Raw genomic sequence first — 20715 nt, 5'->3', positions numbered from 1 at the left:
ACAGCTCACGCCACCTTCCGATGCACGGATGAGGGACTTCCGTCGTCTCCATCAGTGCCGGGAACCGTTCATCTGGCCGAGAAAGGGAGCAGGTCTTGTCCACCGTTATCGAGCAGTCCGTGCAGGCCCGCATGGTCGCATCCGCACCGCGGATGGAGACCCTTCCCGCCACCCTGCAGTACGACCGGAGGGATCCGTTCGCCGTACGCATGGCGTTCCCCGCGACGGCGACCCTGGAGGGCACCGATGTCTCCTGGGAGTTCTCCCGCGAGTTGCTCGCGGCGGGAGTGGACTCAGCCGCCGGTGTCGGGGACGTGCGCATCAGGCCGTTCGGATATGACCGCACCGTCCTGGAGTTCCATGCCACCGAGGGAATCGCGATGGTGCACGTCCGCACGGCGGAGCTCCGCCGCTTTCTCGAGCGGGCGCAGGAACTGGTGCCGGCCGGCGACGAACACCGGTACCTGGATCTCGACCGGAGCCTGACCGATCTGCTCGGCGGGGCATGCTGACCGCGCCGTCGGGCGGGAGGCGATTTCGTACGGCGCCGGTGGCGCTGTTGCCCGGCAGGGAATCGGGTGACATCTCGGCCGAGTGGGGACGCGCGGGAGTGTGAGCGGTGGGGGACGAGGTCGGTGCGGGGGTCACCGGTGGAGTAAGGCCCAGGCCTTGCAGCCGCCGAGCGAGGTCGGTGCGGGGGTCAGCCCCCAGTCCCCGCCGTGCGAATCGACCGCGGCTGCCAGCAGCCACATGCTTTCGCTGCGGCGTTCGCGGCATTCCTCGGACTTCTCGGCCGAGCCGTGGGACGGCCGGCCTCGTACCTCGGAGCACTGGACTCCATCCGCAAGGTCTTCGCCAGGGAGAACGGTGTCGAGCCCGGCCTGTTCAGCTTCAACTCATCCGGGGCGTGCGGGCATTGCTCGGGCCGCGGCATCATTTACACCGATCTCGCATTCATGGACCCGGTGACCACCACCTGCCAGGTGTGCGAGGGGCGGCGCTTCCACGACGACGTACTGAAGCACCGGGTGGGCGGCGCGTCGATCGTCGACGTAATGGAGATGACGGCCGCTCAGGCGGCCGAGCTCTTCGACGACCGGGCGCTGCTGCGGAAGCTGCACACGCTCGACGACGTCGGCCTGACCTATCTGACACCGGGGCAACCGCTCAGCACGCTCTCCGGTGGCGAGCGCCAGCGCATCAAGCTCGCCACCCGGCTGCACCGGACGGGCAGCGTGTCCGTCCTCGACGAGCCGACCACCGGACTGCACATGGCGGACACCGGCACGCTCGTCGACCTGCTGGACCGGCTGGTCGACGCGGGCAACAGTGCGATCCGCGTGGAGCACAACCTGGAGGTGCTCAAGCGCGCGGACTGGGTGGTCGACCTCGGCCCCGAGGGCGGCAGGAACGGCGGCGAGCTGGTCTTCGAGGGGACCCCGGCAGCGCTGCTCGGCCATCGCACATCGTTCACCGCCGAGTATCTGCGCCGGGATCTGGGTCCGGAGCGCCCAGGCGCCGGGACTTGAGGGTAGTTCTCCGACTCCACAGAGCCCAACACGTCCCCTTATCGATGGATATAGGGGAGTTCGATATGCCCGGCAAATCGACGGACCGTCGACCTCCACACCCCCGCGACCTGCGCACATAACGTTACGTAATCGGACATCGCAGGGGCGGGCTTGGCGATGCCCTTACTGCCGCTTTAACCTACGGTCTCGTAACCTACGTGTCCGTAGGTAATTCTCCCGTCCCCAGGAGTCCCCGTGACGATCACCGCTCCCCACCTCGGCAGCCCGAAGGCGTGGACCGACGCCCAGCTGCTGTACGCCCTGGAAGAGGTGGTGGAGAAGGAGCTCAACCGCCATCTCAAGGTCGCCAAGGACTGGATGCCCCACGAGTACGTGCCGTTCTCCGACGGGCGGAACTTCCCCGGCATCTTCGAGGACGGTGAGGCCTGGCAGGCCGATCAGTCCAAGGTCACCGACATCGGCAAGATCGCGCTGGTCGTGAATCTGCTGACCGAGGACAACCTCCCCAGCTACCACCACGAGATCGCCTCCCTCTTCGGCCGCGACGGCGCGTGGGGCACCTGGGTGCACCGCTGGACCGCGGAGGAGGGGCGACACGGCATCGTGATGCGCGACTATCTGCTCACCTCGCGCGCCGTCGACCCGGACAAGCTGGAGCAGTTCCGGATGGCGCACATGGCGGAGGGCTTCGAGTCCGACAACCGTCACTCGATGCTGCACTCCGTCGCGTACGTCGCCTTCCAGGAGCTGGCCACCCGTGTCTCGCACCGCAACACCGGCCACCAGTCGGGCGACCCGGTCTGCGACCGCATGCTGGCGCGGATCGCGACCGACGAGAACCTGCACATGGTCTTCTACCGCAACCTCCTCGGTGCGGCCTTCGAACTCGCTCCGGACCTGACCATGCAGGCCGTGCGCGATGTCGTCGTCAATTTCCGGATGCCCGGTCACGGCATGCCCGGCTTCGAGCGGGCCGCCGCACAGATGGCGATCGGCGAGATCTACAACATGCGCATCCACCACGACGACGTGATCCAGCCCGTGCTGCGCTACTTGAAGGTCCTCGACATCGACGGCCTGGGCCCCGACGGCCTGAAGGCACAGGAGGAGCTGGGCCTGTACATGGGCGGCCTGGACAGCGAGGCGTCGAAGTTCGACGAGAAGCTGGCGGCCCGCAAGGCCCGACTGGCAGCGCGCGCCCTGGCCTGACGGCCCGCACGGCTGTCATGATCCGCCGGACGGGCCACTGCTCCGCAGCCCTGACCGGCGGCCGAGGGCCTGTCCGGCCCTGATCCGCCGGACGGGCCGTTGGCGCACAGCGCCCCGCGCCGGACTCACATCGTTTCGTGCAAGTCCTGCGCGTAGTGCTCGATCGCCCGTCGATACTGCCGCACATGCGGGTCCTCGCTGGTGGCGGCGAGCAGTCTCAGCAGCAGTTGCATGGATTCATGGTGCTCACCGGTGTTGAAGAGCGCCATGGCGAGGAACGTCCGCAGTGCCCCGTCATCGGGGAACCGCTCGACACCGCTGCGCAGGACCTCGACGGCTCTCTCGTACTGTCCGAGCACCCGATGGGTGCTTCCGAGGCCGAGCAGCGCACCCCGGCGGTCCTCCTCCGACAGCCCCGTCCCGTCCAGGCAGCGTTCGTAGAACGGCACGGCCTCGGCTTCCAGTCCGAGCACATCGTGGACCCAGGCGGTCTGGTAGGCCACTTCGGCATCGGCGGGGAAGGCGGCGGAGAGGGACAGCAGCTGCTGTCGGGCTTCCTCGGGCCGTCCGTCGGTGCGCAGCCGCACCGCCGCCGCGAGCAGAGCGTCCCTGTCGTGATCATTCATGCGGACATCGTCCCAGGCCGGCAGGGCCCGCCCGGCCGTGGGAACTCCGGCCTGGACATGCGGGTGCGGCCGGTGCCCCGGGCGGGCCGGATCGTTGCGCGGGCAGCCTGAGTTCAGGCCCGGTCGCGACCGGTTCTGCGCAGCCGCTCCCGCTCCTTCTCGGAGAGGCCGCCCCATACGCCGAAGCGCTCGTCGTTGGCGAGGGCGTACTCCAGGCAGGCCTCGCGCCCTTCGCAGGCGTTGCAGAGCTGCTTGGCCTCACGGGTGGAGCTGCCGGGAGCAGGAAAGAAGAACTCGGGCCCCGCCTGCGCGCACAGCGCTGTCTCCTGCCAGGCGAGCGCGGGGTCGGCCGCGGTGTTGATCAGCATGGAATTCACAGTGCCCGGTCGCGATAAACGACTGATCAACGCTTCATCAATGCGGCGCGCCGATGGCTTCCGGTCAGCCTTCCGGCGTCTGCGCACTCTTGATCAGAGCGAATTCCGCTCCGTCCGGATCGGCGACGTTGGCGAACTTGCCCACGCCTTCCATCTCCATCGGCTCCAGCGTCAGTTTGCCGCCCAGCCGCTCCACGTCCGCGACGGCCGCGTCGCAGTCGTCGACCTCGAAGTAGGGCAGCCAGTGCGGTCCGGCGACCGCCCGTGTCGCAACGGCGTTGAGCGGCACCAAACCGCCGAAGCTCGCGCCCTCGCCGCCACCCCTGGTCCGGATCACCGTATAGGATCCGCCGCCTCCCGGGAACGGCGTCTGCGCGGTCTCCCATCCGAACACGGTGTCGTAGAACGCGGCGGCCGCCGGGACGTCCGGGGTGTACAGCTCGGCCCAGCACAGGGAGCCCGCGACACCCGCCACGCCGAGGCCCGGATTCTCCTTCGGCTCCCAGATGCCGAAGAACGCGCCCGCCCGGTCCTTGAATCCGGCCATCCTGCCGAAGTCCAGGACATCCATCGGGGCGAAGGGCACACTGCCGCCGGCCTGCTCGACCGCCTTCGCCGTGGCGTCGGCGTCCGACGACTGGAAGTACACGGACCAGGACGGCTTCGCCTGCTCCTCGGTGACCGTCATCGCGCCGCCGGCCGTCCTTCCGTCCAGCATGAACATGCCGTAGCCGCCGGTCTCCGGGCCTCCGGCCAGATACTCCCAGCCGAAGAGACCGGTGTAGAACGCGATGGCCCCGTCGAGGTCGGGCGTGCCCAGATCGATCCAGTTGGGCGCTCCGTTGACAAAACGGGTGGTGAGCATGGCGAGCTCCTTCGATGAGGCCCGTTCTTGCGGTGGCGGGGATCCTTCCTGACTCCGAGTCTTGCACCGGGCACCGACAACCGCAGCACGCGGCCTGCGGGCGGGCCGCGCTGCCGTACGCCGTACGAGGGCGGCACACGGATGGCGAATATCCGCCGCCGCATTGCGTACGAGCACCGGCCCCGTGGATGATCTCCCCCATGACCACCAGAAAGGCCCATGCCGCGTAGGCGCCCCTTCCTCGACGAGGGGGTGTACGGGAACGACCCGCCCAGCCACCCCGGCCTGCGGCGCTGGCACAGCACGGGCGAACCGCTCCGGTCGTTCGGCCCCGGGCCCGGACCGATCGACATCTCCGACTGCGGTGCGCTCAATGTCGACGGCACGACGGCTTGGGCCTGCCCGTACATGCACTACCCACTGATCGAGGTCCGTCCCGACGGCACTGTAAGGGTCCGTACGACGCGGATGAGCGGCGTGCGCGGCATGGCGCTCGATGGCGAGCGCGTGGCGTTCCTGCACGGGGCGGGCACGCTGACGTACGGCCGGATCACCGAGGCGACCGTCGAGCCGGAGCAGGGGTCCGCGCAGCTGGTCCGGCCCGACGGCAACGCGTTGGCGAACAACGGCACGGTGTGTCGCGGCACGCGTATCCACGTCCGGGAGCGGAAGGGGACGGACGGGTGGGTGCTCGACATCGCCGGCAGCTGACGAGACCGGGCCGATTCCGTACGGCGGCCCCCGGCCGCCGTACGGAATCGGCTGCCGCGCTTCAGCCCTTCACCCCCAGCGCCGGAAGCACCGTCTCCGCCACCCGGTAGGCCTCCTCCAGCAGCGGATTGCCGGAGAGGATGAAGGTGTCGACGCCCAGGTCCTCGAACTCCTTGAGGCGTTCGATCACCTGGGCCGTCGAGCCGACGACCGCGGTGCCGGGGCCGGGGCGGAAGAGGCTCATGCCCGGCCACATGTTGGGGTGCACCTCCAGCTCCCGTGCGCGCGCGGGGACCTTGCCGCCGTGCTGGCGGAACTGACGCTGCCAGCCCACGCCGTCCTCCCCCGCGCGCTCGCCGAGCATGCGGGCGTACGTCGCGTCGCTCGTGACGTCGAGGAGCCGGTCGGCCGCCGCCCAGGCCTCGTCCTCCGTGTCGCGGACGATGAGGTGGAGGCGCAGTCCGATCCTGAGGGTGCGCCCGTACGCGGCGGCGCGCGCCCTGACCCTCTCCAGCTTCTCCTTGAGCAGGTGCGGGGGTTCGCCCCAGGTCAGGTAGGTGTCGACGTGCTCGGCCGCCATCTCGACACCGGGGTCGGATGAGCCGCCGAACCAGAGCGGGATGTGCGATTCCTGGACCGGCTTCAACTCCCTGAAGGACGCGCCCGCGTTCTTCAGGTCGTAGAAGCGGCCTTTGTGGTCGAAGACCTCACCTGCTGTCAGCCGCTTCACGATCGACCAGTACTCGGCGCTCAGCTCGTACCGCTCGTCGTGCTCCACGTGGAGTCCGTACTCCTGGAGCGACTTGGTCGAGCCGTTGACGACGTTGAAGCGCAGCCGGCCGCCGAAGAGGGTGTCGAAGCTGAGGGCCATCTTGGCGAGGAGGGTGGGCGAGATCAGACCGGGGTGGACGGCCAGCAGCGGCTTGAACCTGGTGCTGGTGGAGGCGGCCAGCGCACTGCCGAGCGGCCAGACGTCGTACAGATCGGTGGCGAGCAACGCACCGCTGTAGCCGAGGCGTTCGACCGTACCGGCGAGCTGGGCGAGGTAGCCGAGGTCCACCGGCCGCCGCCCTTCGGGCTCCCAGGGGTAAGCGCCTTCGCGCGGGATGATGTACCAGAGGACTTCGGCCGCCATGCCCTCACGCCGCCTTGTCCGCGGCGGCACCGGCCCGGGCACGGGCGACGGTGACCGGCCGGTCGATGAAGCCGGTGCGGTGGAAGATATCGGCCGCTTCCTGCTGCTCGGCGATGAAGTCGTCCGTGACGGGCTCGATCTGCCAGGGCAGGGCGCGCAGCGCGGTCTCCCAGTCGTCGGCGGATCCGCCGAGGTCGGCGGCGGCGATCTCGGCCGCCTGGCGGGGATGGGCGGCCGCCCAGTCGTCGGCGCGCTGCAGGGCACGGGTGAGCGCCTCGATGATCTCGGGGCGGCTCTCGGCCAGGTCGCGGCGGGAGAAGAAGACGGAACGGTCGGTGATGACATCGCCGGTACGGACGAGGGTGCGCAGCCCGCCGGTGCGGCGGGCCGCGGCCAGTTGGGCGCCCTGCGCGACCCAGGCGGCGACGGCACCGGTCCGCAGCAGCTCCTCGCTGTCGTCGTTGCTGCGCACGGCGGTGATGTCATCGGCGTAGGAGAGCCCGGCGTCGTCGAGCGCCTTGGCGATCAGATGGGTCTGCCAGGAGCCGATCGCGAGGTGGACGGTGGTGCCTTTGAGGTCGGCGATCGTACGCACGGGGCTGTCCTCGGGGACGAGGAGCGCGCCGTGTTCGGGGCGTGGGGCGGAGACGGCAGTGTAGACGATGTCGTGTCCGGCGGCCTGGGCGGTGACCGGCGGGGTGGAGCCGGTGCCGCCGAAGTCGATGACGCCCTGGCTGAGAAGTTCGCCGGTGCGGACGCCGTTGGTGTACGGGTGGAAGACGACGCTCTCGCCGAGCGGGGCCAGTTCCTTCTGGGCGAGGCCGAGCCGGGAGAGGTGGTACAGGTGGTAGAGGGACGGGTTGCTGCTGTGCACACCGATGGTGATGGTCATTCAGATCACTCCGACTTCGTTGCGTTCGGGGACTGTTGCGGGTTGCGGCGCCGTCTCGACCCCGAGGTCGTCGAGGAGTCGTCGGCGCAGGGCTGCGAACGCCGGGTCGCCGGGGTCGCGCGGCCGGTCGACGGTGACGGGATCGTCGGTGACGAGCCGGCCGTCGCGCAGGACGGCGACCCGGTCGGCGAGCCGTACCGCTTCGTCGACGTCATGGGTGACGAGGAGGACGGCGGGCCGGTGCTTGCGGCACAGCTCCCCCACCAGGTCCTGCATCTTCAGCCGGGTCAGGGCGTCGAGTGCGGCGAACGGCTCGTCCAGCAGCAGCAGTTCGGGTTCCCGTACCAGGGCGCGGGCGAGTGCGACCCGCTGGGCCTCGCCGCCGGAGAGGGTGGCCGGCCAGGCGTCGGCGTGCCGTTCCAGGCCGACTTCGGCCAGGGCGCGCAGCCCGTGCCCGGAGCGGTTGCGCGGCAGGGCCACCGTCACATTGGCGAGGACCTTCTTCGACGGTACGAGGCGGGGCTCCTGGAAGACGACGGTACGGGCCCGAGGGACGAGGACCTCTCCCCCGTCGTCGCCGTCGAGTGCGCCCAGGATGCGCAGCAGGGTCGTCTTGCCGCTTCCGCTCGCGCCGAGCAGGGCGACGAACTCGCCCCGTGCGATGTCGAGTCGGAGACCGTCGAGCACGGCACGGTCGCCGAAGACGCGGCGCAGCCCCCGTACCCGTACCGCGGCCGAAGGAGTCTCATCGGTCATCGGGTGGCTCCCTGCGGGGTGCGCCAGGGCATCAGCACGCGTTCCAGCAGCCGTACGACGATGTCGGCGGTGAGTCCGATCAGCCCGTAGATGAGGATGCAGACGGCGAGGATGTCGGTGCGGGCGTAGCTCTGTGCCTGGGACATCAGATAGCCGATGCCGGCGGTCGCGTTGATCTCCTCGGCGGCGATCAGTGCGATGACGCTGAGTGTCATGGACAGCCGCAGCCCGGCGAGCAGGGACGGCAGGGCTCCGGGAAGGACGACTTCGCGTACGAGAGCGAGCCGGCCCATGCCGAAGCTGCGCATGGCTTCGATGAGCTTCGGGTCGGTGTTGCGCACCCCGCTCGATGTCGACACATACATCGGGAAGGTGGTGGCGACGGCGATGAGCAGGATCTTCGCGGTCTCGTTGATCCCGAACCAGACCATGAACAGGGGCACCAGGGAGAGGAACGGGATGGTGCGAAGGGTCTGGAGGGAGGAGTCGAGGAGTTCGTCGCCCAGGCGCGTGAATCCGGTCGTGATGCCGAGGGTCAGCCCGGCGGCGAGCCCGATGAGGAGGCCGAGTCCGGAGCGGGTGAGGGAGGTGGTGAGCGCGTCGGGCAGCTGCCCGTTGCTCCACAACTCCCCTACGGCACGCAGCACTTCGGCTGGTGAGGCGAGTACGTCCGGGGTGAGGAGCCCGGTGGCGGATGCCGCCCACCAGAGCGCGAGGAGGGCGAGGGGGCCGAGCGCCCGGACGGTCACGGAGTAGGTCCGGCTGCGGGCCCCAAACCGCTGGGGGCGTGGCCGGACGAGGCCCGGTTTCAGGGTGGCGTCGCTCATTTCAGCTTCTCGATGTCGAGGAGGTGGGCGGCGACGTCCACCTCGGTCGGGGTGACCTTCTGCTCGGCATAGAAGGCGGCGACGGCCTCGAAGCGCTCGATGTCCTCGGGTCCGATGGGGCCGACCGTGCCGCCCTTGCGGGTGAAGTCGGTCTGGACCTCCTTGGCCTTGCCGGTGACGGCGGTCGGTCCGACGTCCGTGAAGACGTTCAGGTACGCGGCCGGGTTCTGCTTCTCCTTGGCGCCGGCTTCGTGGAGGTACTGGTAGAGCGCCTTCACGACCTTCGGGTGCTGTTCGGCGAAGCCCGTGCGTACGGCGTTGAGGCTGTAGTTGTCGGAGCCGATCGCGGCGCCGTCGGCGACGAAGTGCGCCTTGCCGCTGCCGATTTCGGCAACGGCGTACGTCGCCCAGACGGACCAGGCGTCGACCTTGCCCGCGTTGAAGACGGCGGCCGTCTGGTCGGGCCGCAGATAGACCCGCTTGACCTTGCCGGCGGGAATCCCGGCCTTGTCCAGGGCCTTCAGCAGCAGGTATTCGCCGGTGCCGCCCTGGTTGACGGCGACCCTCCTGCCGACCAGATCGGCGACCGATTCGATGCCGGAGCCGTTCTTGACGAGGATGCCCTCGCCCGCCGCGTCCGGGTCGACCGCGGTGAAGAACTTGAAGCCGGGGCGCTGGGCGAGCGAGGTGATGCCGGAGGTGATGGAACCGGTGGCGATGTCGAGCTGGTCGGCGTTCATCGCCTGGGCGGCCGGGGCGAACGGCCCGGCGCTGCCGGTCCACCGCACCTTGGCGCCGGCCTTCGCGAGCGCCTTGTCGAGGCTGCCGTCCTTCTTGCCGAGGGCGAGCACACCGGAGTTGCCGGGGTCGGGGATGCGGATGTCCACCGTGCCCCCGGCACCGGAGGCGCCGCTGCCGCTGTCGGCCTCGGAGGTGCCGCACGCGGTGAGGGCGAGGAGCGCCGTGACCGTGAGGAGCGCGGGGGCGATGGTCGTACGCAGTGGCCGGGAAAGGTTCATGGTGTCGGGGATCCTCATGGCTCAGGGGAAAAAAGCGGGGGGACAGCGGGCCGGGAGGCGGTGAGTGCGATGGCGCGGCGCAGCGGCTCGGGGTCGGCCCAGGCCGTGACGTCGACGGCTTCGGGCAGGAAGCCGTGGGCGCGCAGCCCGGCCTCCTGCTCGGCGAGAAGGGCGAGGCGTTCCGGCGAGAGGTCGGGGTGGAGGTTGAGGTGGGTGCCCGGCCGGTAGGCCCCGGCGACTCCGTCGGCGCCCGCCCCGGTTTCGGCGCCGAGGATGCGGGCAACCTCGCCGGGCTGTCCGGTGGCCCAGTCGGCAGCCCTGAGCAGGACGGCGAGGAAGCGGTCGACGAGGCCGGGGTGGTCGTCGAGGAGCTGCTGGTGAACGGTGATGGGGCGCGGGGTGCCGTTGTTGATCCGGAACCGGCGGTCGGCCAGCTCGTCGAGTTCGACGGCCACCTCGGCGCCCGCCCGCCGTGCGGCCTCGACGGCCAGCGCGCCCTTCACATACACGGCATCGACGTCACCGCGCCGCAGCGCCGCCAGCTCGGCAGCCCACTGGCCTTCGTACTCCGAGGCGGCTACGTCGACGATGGTGGCGTCGTCCAGTGCGAGTCCGGCGCAGGCGAGCGCGCCCTCGAAGCCGCGCAGCGCCATGGCCCGCCAGAAGTCGATGGCGATGTCGTGCACGGGAACGGCGAGCCGCAGCCCGCGCAGGGCGTCGACGCCCCGGATGCCGGAGCCGGGCCTGACCAGTACGGTCTGTCGTTCCTCGATCCAGGTGAGACCGATCAGCCGCGTCCGCTCGCCACGCGAACGGGCCCACAGTGCGGGGACGTTGCCTCCTTCGCGGAAGAGTCCCGGCAGGGCGTGGGTGAAGTGGGCGCCGCGGTCGGCATCGGGCGCGGCGTCCTGGAGGGAGCGCACCATGATGCCGTCGGGCGCGAACTCTTCGGTGAGCCACTGCCGGTCGGCTGCGATGCCGGTCGCGGTGGGTACGGGACAGCGGGTGAACCAGAGCGTCCGGGGCAGGACGGCGTGCGTCATGGAGTCTTCCCGAGGGGTCGGCGAAGCAGATGGAGTCGTGGCGCGTGGCACGTACGTCAGGGGTACGGGCATCGCGTACGACGACAGAGCTCCGGGCCGCGTCGGAAACGCGGCGGGAGAAAGGAATGGAAAGCGGGGGAAGGGAAGAGGGTCAGCGACAGGCGGCGCTGGAGACCCGCGCCAGGTCGATGTGACGGCGCAGCGTCAGGGCGAGCAGGACCGGAGCGGCGTGGGCGGGGGTCACGGTTCGGCGACCGGCCATGGCACTGCTCCCTTCTGCTCGTCGGTGGTGACGTGCAGCAGCCTGCCACGGACTCGCCCCGACTCACAACTCGCTTCCCATGATGTGGGATTGAGTGTGAACGGACTGTTTCACAGCCCAGGTTTTCTGTTCCTCAACTCCCGTAATGTGACAACTGCATGCCCCGCCTTCCCCCTCACGAGCGGAGAGTGACCTGATATGACCGAGGCCGCGACAGTGCGTACTCCCGGCGGAGCGCAGGCGGTACAGCGCGCCCTGGACGTCCTGCACTGCTTCCACGACAACGGCCCCGACCTCAGCGCCTCCGACCTCGCCCGCCGCCTCGGACTCTCGGTCTCCACCGCGCACCGCCTGGCCCGCACCCTGTTCGGCGCCGGCTTCCTCGAGCAGGACGCCCGCACGTCCCGCTACCGGCTCGGCCCCGCCGTGACCGAGTTGGGCCGGCTCTCGTACCACCAGCGCGGTCTGCATCTGGCCGCCCCGGAGCTGGCCGATCTCGCCGAGCGTACGGGCGCCACCGCCGACCTGGCACTGCGCAGCGGCCCCCACGCCGTGATCGTCGCCGGTGGTTCGGTCACTCCGAAGACGGGGCTGCGCAGGCCACTGCACTCCACCGCGCTCGGCAAGGTGCTGCTGGCCTGGGCCCGGCCGGGCGAGGGCGGACCGTCCTCACTCCCTCCGCTCCCCGCGTTCACCGACCGCACCATCGTCGAACCGGCCGCGCTGGAGGCCGAGTTGACAAAGGTACGGACCGACGCCTATGCGCTCAACGACGGCGAGTCGGCGTACGGAGTACGGACCCTGGCGGTCCCGGTGCTGGACGGCGCCGGGTATGCGCGCTTCGCTCTCGCGGTCCGGGCCACGCCGTCCGTGATCACAAAGGAGCACACCGAGTGGTTCCTGTCGCAGGCCCGCTCCTGTGCGCGGGCCCTGGAGGTCCTGCTGCTGTCCCCGGCGGAACGCCGACCGCCCACGCCCTGAACCGAGGGCACTGTCCGCGCCTCGTGGCACGATATGAATCGCCCGGGGCAGGTGCCGGGCAGGACGGCAGCCGGGCTGCGCGGACAGAGGAACATACATGACAGAGGCCGGACCGACCGAGGCCGGGGCGCCCACGGGAAGGGACGCCCGAGAGCTGCTGGCGCAGGCCGAGCGGCTGCTGGACACGGCGCGCGCGGTGCTGGCCGATCATGCCCGAGCCCTCGATGCGGTGCACACGGCGCTGACTCCGCTGCTCGACTCCCTCATCCGTCGCGAACTGTCGGCCATCCCGGTCTCCAGGCTCAAGGACGTCACTGAAGGCAGACTGCGGCTCGGCGCGGTCGAGCAGGCCGGTTTCACGACCGTCGGCCAGGTCCACGAGGCGAACCGTTACGAGCTCCGCCAGATCCCCGGGGTCGGCGCGCAGACCGCCGACCAGGCACTGGCCGCGGCCGGGCAGATCGCCCACGCGGTACGGGACACCGTCGCGGTCCGGATAGACGTGGACACCCCGGACGAATCCACGACCGCGCTGGTCACCGCACTGCACCGGCTGGTCGAGGCCGGTCCGGACGTCCGCCGGGCCGTCGATGCGGCGGGCCGGCTCATCGGGCGTCTTGAGCCCCTGCTCGCCGCGGCCGGGCCTGCGCGGGGGCGGCTGCGCATGCTGTTCACCCGGCGCCAGGCCCGCGCCCAGGCGCTGGAGGCCGTCGCCTCGGTAAGGGCCGCCGTCGCCGAAGCGGCTGCGCGCGGGCTTCCCCTGCTGTTCGGGCAGGTGTCGGTCGATCTGCTGCGGGACGCGGAGTCGGACGTCGCGGCGTGGGTCGACTTCGAACTGCGGTCCGCCGAGTACTACAGCCTGCTCGCCGAGATGTCGGGCACCGGCCCCGACCAGGACGCGGCCGAGGGGTTCCTCCCGACCGGAATCGCGCACCGGGTGCGCGGTCTGCGGCTGGACGACGCCCATCTGCGCGTCTCCCTGCGCGGCTACCAGTCGTTCGGCGCCCGGTTCGCGCTCGCGCAGAAGCGGGTGATCCTCGGCGACGAGATGGGGCTCGGCAAGACCGTCCAGGCCATTGCCGCGCTCGCGCACCTCTCGGCGCGGGGCGAGACACACTTCCTGGTGGTCTGCCCGGCGAGCGTACTCATCAACTGGGCGCGCGAGGTCCGTTCCCGCTCCACCCTGCGCGCGCTGCCCGTGCACGGCCCCGAGCGGCAGGGCGCCTTCGCCGAGTGGCGCGAGACCGGCGGGGTCGCACTCACCACGTTCGATGCCCTGCACACCCTGCCGGCCCCCCGGGACTGCGGCATGAAACCCGGCATGCTGGTGGTCGACGAGGCGCACTACGTCAAGAACCCCGAGACCCGCCGCTCCCGGGCGGTGTCCGGCTGGACGCAACGTACCGAACGGGTGCTGTTCCTGACCGGTACACCGATGGAGAACCGGGTCGAGGAGTTCCGCAGCCTCGTCCGCCATCTGCAGCCCGAACTGGCGCCCTCGATCCACACCACCCATGGAGCCGCCGGTTCGCACGCGTTCCGCAGGGCCGTCGCCCCGGCCTATCTGCGGCGCAACCAGGAGGATGTGCTGACCGAACTCCCGGCGCTGGTGCAGGTCGACGAGTGGGAGGAATTCAGCGAGGACGATCTCGATGCCTACCGCGAGGCGGTGGGCGCCGGGCAGTTCATGCGGATGCGCCGGGCCGCCTACGCCCGGCCCGCCACGTCCGCGAAACTGAACCGGCTGCGCGAGCTGGTCGCGGAGGCTGCGGACAACGGCCTCAAGGTCGTCGTGTTCTCCTACTTCCGCGAAGTGCTCCTCACGGTCGAACAGGCCCTGGGGACAGGCGTGTTCGGACCTCTCTCGGGGAATCTCCCGGCTGCTCGGCGCCAGGAGATGATCGACCGCTTCGGTGCCGTCGAGGGCCATGCCGTCCTGCTGAGCCAGATCCAGGCCGGCGGTGTCGGACTGAACATGCAGGCCGCCTCCGTCGTCATCATCTGCGAACCGCAGATCAAGCCGACGATGGAGCACCAGGCGGTGGCCCGCGCCCATCGGATGGGTCAGATACGGACCGTCCAGGTGCACCGGCTCCTCGCGGCCGACAGCGTCGACGAGCGGATGCTGAACATCCTGGCCCGCAAGGAGCGGCTGTTCGACCTGTACGCACGGCGCAGCGACGTCGCCGAGACGACGCCGGACGCCGTGGATGTGTCGGACGGGGCTCTGGCCCGACGCATCGTCGAGGAGGAACAGCTGCGCCTCGCCACCGGAACGGCCGAAGCAGCCGGAGCGATGCCGGAGAAGTGACTGCGTCAGGACCCGTGCGCCGCCGGGTCGTGGGCGGCCGACTCCTTCGCCGTCTTGTCGGGCGCGGTCTTGTCCGGCGCGGTCTTGTCCGGCGCGGTCTTGTCCGGCGCGGTCTTGTCCGGCGCGGTCTTGTCCTTCGCGGTCTTGTCCGGCGCGCTCTTGTCCGGCGCGGCAGCGTCGTGGGTCATCATGGCGTGCGGGTCGTACCCCGGCACGGTGCCGTCCGCCTTGGCGACCAGCAGCAGTCCGGCCATGCCCATGTCGGAGTGGCTCTGCACATGACAGTGGTACATCCAGGCCCCGGCGCCGACGTGTTCGCCCGCGATGACCTGGAAGCCGAAGGAGTCCGCCGGACCGACGATCTTTGTGTCGATGACGCGGCTCGGGTCCTCGGGGCCGGTGAGCAGACCGGTCCGGTTGTCCGCCCAGCGATGACCGTGGACGTGGAACGTGTGGTAGTAGTCGCCGTGCGTGATCATGACCACTTCGAGCCGGTCCCCCACCGTGGCCTCGAAGTTGGGGCCCGCATGGGCCGCCTTGTTGTTGATCGTCATGTCGTTGAAGACGATCGTGATCGTCTTGTCCGGCAGGATGTCGCCCTTGCGCCGGACGATCAGCGGACCGTACAGGCCCTTCCGGATGCCGCCGGTGCCGTGATCCGTACCGACGACATGGTCGTGGTAGTGCCAGTAGCCCGCACTGCCCGGTTGCCAGGTGCCGTCCTTGCGCCGACCCGCCACATGGGTGCGCCAGGTGTAGGTGCGGGTGCCGCCCGGTTCGACGATGCTCTTGTTCATCCGGGTGCCGTCGCTCGCGATGTCGTAGTCGACACCGTGCGCATGGAGGCTGGCCGGTACATCCATTGCGTTCTCGAACTCGATGTGCAGGGTGTCGCCCTCGTTGATCTCGATGAGCGGTCCCGGGATCGACGCCTTGCCCTTCTCCAGGCCGTATCCCATCTGACCGTCCGCCAGCTTCTCCGTGTACAGCTTGAGATGGCGGACGACGCCTCCGGCCGGGGCCGCCCTGGGCGGGGGTTCCGCCGAGCTGGCCTCGATCGTACCGAGCGACAACGATGTCACGCCGGTCGCGGCCGCAACCCCACCGCCGACCAGAATCCGCCGGTTGAAGCTCCTTCTGTCCATGTCGAACTCCCCACTGCGCTAAGGAATTTACGGAGTTTTTGCGAACTTGCCCAGATCGCGGAGACTGCGTAGACCGCGGAGATTACGGAGGTTACGGGGATTGCGGCGGCTTCTGTGGTTGCAGAGGTTGGCGGGGCACAGGTGCCGCCCGGACGGCCCACACCGTAGTCGGAGGATCTTCGTTTATCCACACCCAGGACAAAGTTCGTGCCATTGCTGCCATAGCTATTGGCGAGCCGCGAAAAGAGGTCTAGCTTCATCCGCTGTTGCAGTGACCAAAGAGGGGTGGGTGACCACATGCAGCGCACACCACATCACAGGTCCAGATCGCGACGCGGACTTGCGGCGGCCCTGGCGGCCGGCGCACTGGCCGCTTCTCTGCTCGGCGGCAACGCCGCCAGCGCCAGACCCTATCCGGAACCGCCACGAAGTATGGCGACAACGTTGTCCCTGCCGTCGCCACCCGGCGGCGCCAACGTCAAGGTGCTGGTTTTCCATGGCTCCGCCACCGAGGAGTCCCCGACCGTCGACGCCGGGATCGCGGCGATCGAGAAGATCGGGCTCACCGGGCCGGAGGCCGGTCGGTTCAAGACCGTCGCCACGGACGACCCGGCCGTCTTCACCAACGGCAAGCAGCTCGGCAAGTACAACGCCGTCGTCTTCCTGACCGGTGGCGGCGATGTGCTCGACCCGGAGCAGGAGGCCGGTCTCGAGGCGTACATGGAGGCGGGCGGCGGATTCCTCGGCATCCATGACGCGGCACGCACCGAGCCGTACTCGGACTGGTTCACCGGTCTGGTCGGTGCCCGTCCGGCAGCCGGCAGCCCAACCGGCGTACAGCGTGCGACGGTTGAGATCGGAGACCGGCAACATCCGGCGACCAGGAACCTGCCGCTGGAGTGGAAACGCCCGGACAAGTGGCTGAACTGGACGAAGAATCCGTCCGGTGATGTGCACACCGTGGCACGCGTCCGGGAGATCACCTACAAGCCGGGCGCGAGCGCCAACGGCTGGGACCACCCGGTCTCCTGGTGCCGGGACTACGACGGCGGCAGGTCCTTCTACACGGCGATGGGCGGTACGGTCGACAGCTTCGCGGAGACCGACTTCCGCGACCATCTGCGCGGCGCGCTCGACTGGACGACGCGGATCTCGCAGGCCGACTGCAAGGCGACGATCACCTCCAACTACAAGGCGGAGCGCGTCACCCAGCCCAATCAGCCGGGCCGGAACGACCAGATCGGCGAGCCGCACGGCCTGGTCGTCGCCCCGGACGGGCGGGTGCTGTACATCGGGCGCGGCGGCGCCGACAGCAGCAAGCCGGTCGTCACCGACTGGAACAACCCGGACATCGGCAAGGGTCTGGGGCAGATCCATGTCTACGACCCGAAGACCAAGAAGGTCACCCTCGCCGGTGAGCTGACGATCTTCGGCAACAAGGGCGGCGGCGACGAGCTGGTCAAGGTCGAGGAGGGACTGCTCGGGATCGAGCTGGACCCGGACTTCGAGAAGAACGGCTGGGTGTATCTGCACTACACGCCCCACTCGAAGATCGACCGCGACAAGCAGATGGCGGTACGTCAGGTCTCCCGCTTCACCCTCGACCCGGCCACCGACAAGCTGGATCTGTCGTCCGAGAAGGTGCTGCTGCACTGGCCCGTCCAGATCCACAGCTGCTGCCATGCGGGCGGCGGGATGGCCTGGGACTCCAAGGGCAATCTGTACATCGCGACCGGTGACAACAACTCCTCCGGTTTCAGCGACGGTTACTCCGGAAACAACCCGCAGCCGAACTACAAGGGCGTCTCCTTCGCCGATGCCCGGCGCACCGCGGGCAACACGAACAACCTCAACGGGAAGATCCTGCGGATCCACCCCGAGGACGACGGCACCTACACACTGCCCGAGGGCAATCTCTTCACCGGCAAGGAGCCCGATGAAGGCGGCGGCAAGACCCGCGGCGAGATCTATGTGATGGGGGTGCGCAACCCGGCCCGGATCTCCGTCGACAAGACCACCGACACGCTGTACGCGGGCTGGGTCGGCCCCGACGCGGGCTCGCCGAGCACCACGTGGGGTCCGGCGAAGTACGACACGTTCGCCGCGATCACCAAGGCGGGCAACCACGGCTGGCCGTACTGCATGGGCAACAAGCAACCCTACCGGGACCGCAATCTGCCCGACCCGGGCAAGCCGCTCGGCTGGTACGACTGCGACCACCCCAAGAACGAGTCTCCGAACAACGACGGCCTGGTGAACCTGCCGCCGATCACCTCCAACACCATCTGGTACTCGCCGCAGGGCGGTGGCGTGGACTACCCGCGCGACGCGAACGGCATCCCGAGCTACAAGGTGGAGGAGCAGAAGCAGCTGCTGCCGTGGCTCAAGGGCGGCGGTCAGGCCACGATGAACGGCCCGGTCTACCGGTACGACGAGGCGAGCACCAGCGCCGACAAGTGGCCCTCCTACTGGGACGGCAAGTGGTTCGTCGGTGACTTCTACGACGACACCCAGCCGCGGCACGCCGTGCTCACCGACCCGAAGACGGTCGGCAAGGGCGGACTGCCCACGCACGCCGAATCCCTGAAGAAGATCATCCCGGTCGGCGCCGACGGCATCCGCAACCTGATGGACTGGAAGTTCGCCCCGGACGGTTCGCTGTACGTCCTGGACTACGGGCGCGGCTTCTTCACCTCCGACTCCAAGTCCGCGCTGTGGCGTGTGACGTACAAGGGCGGCGGTCCGACCCCGGCCGCCGAGGATCTGGCCAGGAAGGCGGCAGTGCAGTGAGACACCGTTCGATCTTCTCGCGACAGCGGTACCGGCCCGCCCGGTTGTGGCTCGCCCTGCTGGGTTCGTTCCTGATGGTGCTGGGGCTGACCTCGACGGCGGCGTACGGCCGTACGGCGGCTCCCGCCGCTGCGGCGGCCGACCAGGTCCTCACCTGGACGGCGGGCGACCCCATCGACCACTATCTGTCCGCTCCGAAGACCGCGGTGGCCGGCAAGGCGACCATCGTCTTCGAGAACAGCGCGGCGACCGGCAACACAACGGGGATGCCGCACACCCTCACGTTCAGCGTCTCGGACCCGGAGTTCAACAACGACGTCACGCTGAACATCCTGGCCAACCCGGCCGACGACCAGGGCGGCAAGCACACCGCCGAGGTCACGCTCTCCCCCGGCCGGTACTTCTACCACTGCACCATGCCGGGGCACGAGGCGATGCAGGGCATTCTCACCGTGACGGACGGCGGCGGTGCGGACACCACCGCGCCCGAGACCTCGGCGAAGGTCGACGGCGACAAGAACGCCGACGGCGCGTACATCGGTCAGGCGTCGGTCACCCTCTCGGCGACCGACGACGGCTCCGGCGTCGACACCGTCGAGTACGCGGTCGGGGCCGACGGCGCCTGGCAGCCGTACACCACACCGATCGTGGTGAACGAGGTCGGTGCGCACACGATCCGGTACCGCGCCACCGACAAGGCGGGCAACGCCGCAGCGGAGAAGTCGGTCGACTTCGCGGTCGCCGCACCGCCGACGGACGACAAGACGCCGCCGGAGACCTCGGCGACCGTGTCCGGTGAGAAGGACGACCAGGGGCAGTACCTGGGGATGGCGACGGTCACCGTGACCGCCTCCGACACCGGGTCCGGCGTCAACACCATCGAGTACGCGATCGGGGCCGACGGCGCCTGGCAGCCGTACACCGGGCCCGTGATGGTGCACGAGACCGGCACGCACCGGGTCCGCTACCGGGCCACCGACAAGGCGGGCAACGCCGCAGCGGAGAAGTCGGTCGACTTCACCGTCGTCGCACCGCCGACGCAGGACAGGACGCCGCCGGAGACCTCGGCCAAGGTCGAGGGCGACAAGAACTCCGACAACGCCTACATCACCAGCGCCAAGGTGACGGTCACCGCGACCGACGCCGAATCGGGCGTGGACAAGGTCGAGTACTCGCTCGACGGCGGCCCGTACCTCGCGTACACCACCACCGTCATCGTCGACCGCGTCGGCTATCACACCGTCGCCCACCGGGCGACGGACAAGGCCGGCAACACCTCCGTGGCGAAGCAGGAGTCGTTCACCGTCGCGGAGAGCGGTGGCGTACCGGCGCCGAACTGCCCGGAGTTCGACGAGCGGCTCACCGTCATCGTCGGTACGGTCGACACCGGGGTACCCAACCGCATCACCGGCAACCGCTGCACGATCAATGAGCTGATCGAGGACGAGAAGGACTGGTCGTCGCACGCGCTGTTCCTCAAGCACGTCGACAGCGTCCTCGACAAGCTGCTCGCCGCCGGTGTGATCGACGCCCGCGAGCACAAGAAGATCTACCGGGCGGCCAAGCAGTCGGGGATCGGCAGGCCGGGCCAGGACGAGGGCTACAAGAAGCTCTTCGACGGCACGGCGGCGTCGTTCGCCAAGTGGCAGCAGGTCGGTGGCGGCAGGTTCGGGCTCAACGCGGACGGGACCATCACCAGCTCCACCGCGGTGGACGGCATGGGCATGCTCTGGTTCCCGGGCCGGCAGTACGGCGACTTCTCGCTCAAGCTCCAGTGGCGCGACGACGCCCCCGGCACGGGCAACGCCAACAGCGGTGTCTTCGTCCGCTTCCCGAACGTCCACGACAACCCGGAGGAGTCACGTCCGGAGTGGGTCGCCATCAAGTACGGCCATGAGGTGCAGATCCTCGACCGTCCGGACGGCGACATGTACAAGACCGGCTCGATCTACGGCTTCGACCGGATCGGTCTGGCCGGCGCCGGGGTCACACCCAAGGGCACCTGGAACGACTACGAGATCCGGGTGGTGGACCAGCACTACTCGGTCTACCGCAACGGTGTCCTGCTGAACGAGTTCGACAACAACGGCGGACAGGTCTTCGAGCCGCCGCGGGGCGACGACCCGGGCACCGACGGCCGGCGGTACGCCTCCGGCTACATCGGCCTCCAGGTCCACAGCACCACGGACGTGGTCTCGTACCGCGACATCCGGATCAAGGAGCTGTAGCCCGGA

Annotated in this window: 17 protein-coding genes and 3 pseudogenes; 9 read left to right on the top strand and 11 right to left on the bottom strand. The window is 69.4% G+C overall.

Features of this window, described 5'->3' with window-relative positions:
- The first annotated feature begins 95 nt into the window (after positions 1 to 95).
- The 3 genes and pseudogenes from ACFVYE_RS08475 to ACFVYE_RS08465 all read left to right on the top strand — a co-directional run bounded on the left by ACFVYE_RS08475 (position 96) and on the right by ACFVYE_RS08465 (position 2741).
- A complete protein-coding gene (locus ACFVYE_RS08475; protein WP_389604703.1) occupies positions 96 to 512 on the top strand; it encodes an SsgA family sporulation/cell division regulator in 417 nt (138 codons plus the stop codon).
- A 297-nt stretch (positions 513 to 809) separates the two neighbouring features.
- Positions 810 to 1529: pseudogene (locus ACFVYE_RS08470) on the top strand (ATP-binding cassette domain-containing protein); the annotation flags it as partial.
- A gap of 237 nt (positions 1530 to 1766) precedes the next feature.
- Entirely contained in the window at positions 1767 to 2741 is a 975-nt protein-coding gene (locus ACFVYE_RS08465; protein WP_383975457.1) for an acyl-ACP desaturase, read from the top strand.
- Positions 2742 to 2866: 125 nt separating this feature from the next.
- Here the strand turns inward: ACFVYE_RS08465 and ACFVYE_RS08460 are convergent, their stop codons facing one another.
- From ACFVYE_RS08460 to ACFVYE_RS08450, 3 genes are all read right to left on the bottom strand, one after another.
- Entirely contained in the window at positions 2867 to 3367 is a 501-nt protein-coding gene (locus ACFVYE_RS08460; protein WP_383975460.1) for a tetratricopeptide repeat protein, read from the bottom strand.
- A gap of 113 nt (positions 3368 to 3480) precedes the next feature.
- Positions 3481 to 3735, bottom strand: a complete 255-nt coding sequence (locus ACFVYE_RS08455; RefSeq protein ID WP_351072723.1) for a WhiB family transcriptional regulator — start codon at positions 3733 to 3735, stop codon at positions 3481 to 3483.
- Positions 3736 to 3808: 73 nt separating this feature from the next.
- Positions 3809 to 4609 carry a VOC family protein gene (locus ACFVYE_RS08450; RefSeq protein ID WP_383975464.1) on the bottom strand — a complete coding sequence of 267 codons (801 nt, stop codon included), beginning with the start codon at positions 4607 to 4609 and terminating at the stop codon, positions 3809 to 3811.
- 219 nt (positions 4610 to 4828) lie between these two features.
- On the opposite strand from ACFVYE_RS08450, the gene ACFVYE_RS08445 reads away from it, so the two are divergent.
- Positions 4829 to 5320, top strand: a complete 492-nt coding sequence (locus ACFVYE_RS08445; protein ID WP_383975466.1) for a hypothetical protein — start codon at positions 4829 to 4831, stop codon at positions 5318 to 5320.
- A 61-nt stretch (positions 5321 to 5381) separates the two neighbouring features.
- Here the strand turns inward: ACFVYE_RS08445 and ACFVYE_RS08440 are convergent, their stop codons facing one another.
- The 7 genes from ACFVYE_RS08440 to ACFVYE_RS08410 form a co-directional block, all read right to left on the bottom strand.
- Positions 5382 to 6455 (bottom strand): LLM class flavin-dependent oxidoreductase, encoded by a 1074-nt coding sequence (locus ACFVYE_RS08440; RefSeq protein ID WP_383967799.1) that lies wholly within the window; start codon positions 6453 to 6455, stop codon positions 5382 to 5384.
- 4 nt (positions 6456 to 6459) lie between these two features.
- Positions 6460 to 7347: an ABC transporter substrate-binding protein gene (locus ACFVYE_RS08435; RefSeq protein WP_383967796.1), complete on the bottom strand. Its 888-nt coding sequence runs from the start codon at positions 7345 to 7347 to the stop codon at positions 6460 to 6462.
- On the bottom strand, positions 7348 to 8103 hold the full coding sequence (locus tag ACFVYE_RS08430; RefSeq protein WP_389604699.1) for an ABC transporter ATP-binding protein: 756 nt from the start codon (positions 8101 to 8103) through the stop codon (positions 7348 to 7350). It lies immediately after the preceding gene.
- A complete protein-coding gene (locus ACFVYE_RS08425) occupies positions 8100 to 8930 on the bottom strand; it encodes an ABC transporter permease (RefSeq protein ID WP_383967790.1) in 831 nt (276 codons plus the stop codon). Before ACFVYE_RS08425 ends, ACFVYE_RS08430 begins: the two co-directional genes overlap by 4 nt.
- Positions 8927 to 9949 carry an NrtA/SsuA/CpmA family ABC transporter substrate-binding protein gene (locus ACFVYE_RS08420; RefSeq protein WP_383967788.1) on the bottom strand — a complete coding sequence of 341 codons (1023 nt, stop codon included), beginning with the start codon at positions 9947 to 9949 and terminating at the stop codon, positions 8927 to 8929. Before ACFVYE_RS08420 ends, ACFVYE_RS08425 begins: the two co-directional genes overlap by 4 nt.
- Positions 9950 to 9963: 14 nt before the next feature.
- Positions 9964 to 10992 (bottom strand): ABC transporter substrate-binding protein, encoded by a 1029-nt coding sequence (locus ACFVYE_RS08415; RefSeq protein ID WP_383967785.1) that lies wholly within the window; start codon positions 10990 to 10992, stop codon positions 9964 to 9966.
- Positions 10993 to 11143: 151 nt separating this feature from the next.
- Complete coding sequence (locus ACFVYE_RS08410) at positions 11144 to 11254, bottom strand: putative leader peptide (protein ID WP_383967782.1); 111 nt, start codon at positions 11252 to 11254, stop codon at positions 11144 to 11146.
- A 198-nt stretch (positions 11255 to 11452) separates the two neighbouring features.
- Between ACFVYE_RS08410 and ACFVYE_RS08405 the strand changes: the two genes are divergently transcribed.
- From ACFVYE_RS08405 to ACFVYE_RS08395, 3 genes and pseudogenes are all read left to right on the top strand, one after another.
- Complete coding sequence (locus ACFVYE_RS08405; protein ID WP_383967779.1) at positions 11453 to 12235, top strand: IclR family transcriptional regulator; 783 nt, start codon at positions 11453 to 11455, stop codon at positions 12233 to 12235.
- 97 nt (positions 12236 to 12332) lie between these two features.
- Positions 12333 to 14546 carry a DEAD/DEAH box helicase gene (locus ACFVYE_RS08400; RefSeq protein ID WP_383967776.1) on the top strand — a complete coding sequence of 738 codons (2214 nt, stop codon included), beginning with the start codon at positions 12333 to 12335 and terminating at the stop codon, positions 14544 to 14546.
- A gap of 54 nt (positions 14547 to 14600) precedes the next feature.
- Positions 14601 to 14660: pseudogene (locus tag ACFVYE_RS08395) on the top strand (pentapeptide repeat-containing protein); the annotation flags it as partial.
- A gap of 44 nt (positions 14661 to 14704) precedes the next feature.
- Here the strand turns inward: ACFVYE_RS08395 and ACFVYE_RS08390 are convergent.
- Positions 14705 to 15691: pseudogene (locus ACFVYE_RS08390) on the bottom strand (multicopper oxidase domain-containing protein); the annotation flags it as partial.
- 297 nt (positions 15692 to 15988) lie between these two features.
- Here ACFVYE_RS08390 and ACFVYE_RS08385 point away from each other — a divergent pair.
- Positions 15989 to 18481, top strand: a complete 2493-nt coding sequence (locus ACFVYE_RS08385; RefSeq protein ID WP_383967773.1) for a ThuA domain-containing protein — start codon at positions 15989 to 15991, stop codon at positions 18479 to 18481.
- Between the two features lie 74 nt (positions 18482 to 18555).
- The gene (locus ACFVYE_RS08380; protein ID WP_383967804.1) at positions 18556 to 20709 is read left to right on the top strand and encodes an OmpL47-type beta-barrel domain-containing protein; all 2154 of its coding nucleotides are present in this window, start codon (positions 18556 to 18558) and stop codon (positions 20707 to 20709) included.
- Positions 20710 to 20715: the final 6 nt, after the last annotated feature.

Origin of the sequence: Streptomyces sp. NPDC058239 (assembly GCF_042882185.1) — a bacterium.
Classification (GTDB): Bacteria; Actinomycetota; Actinomycetes; order Streptomycetales; family Streptomycetaceae; genus Streptomyces.
This window is presented reverse-complemented; position numbering and strand designations above follow the sequence as displayed.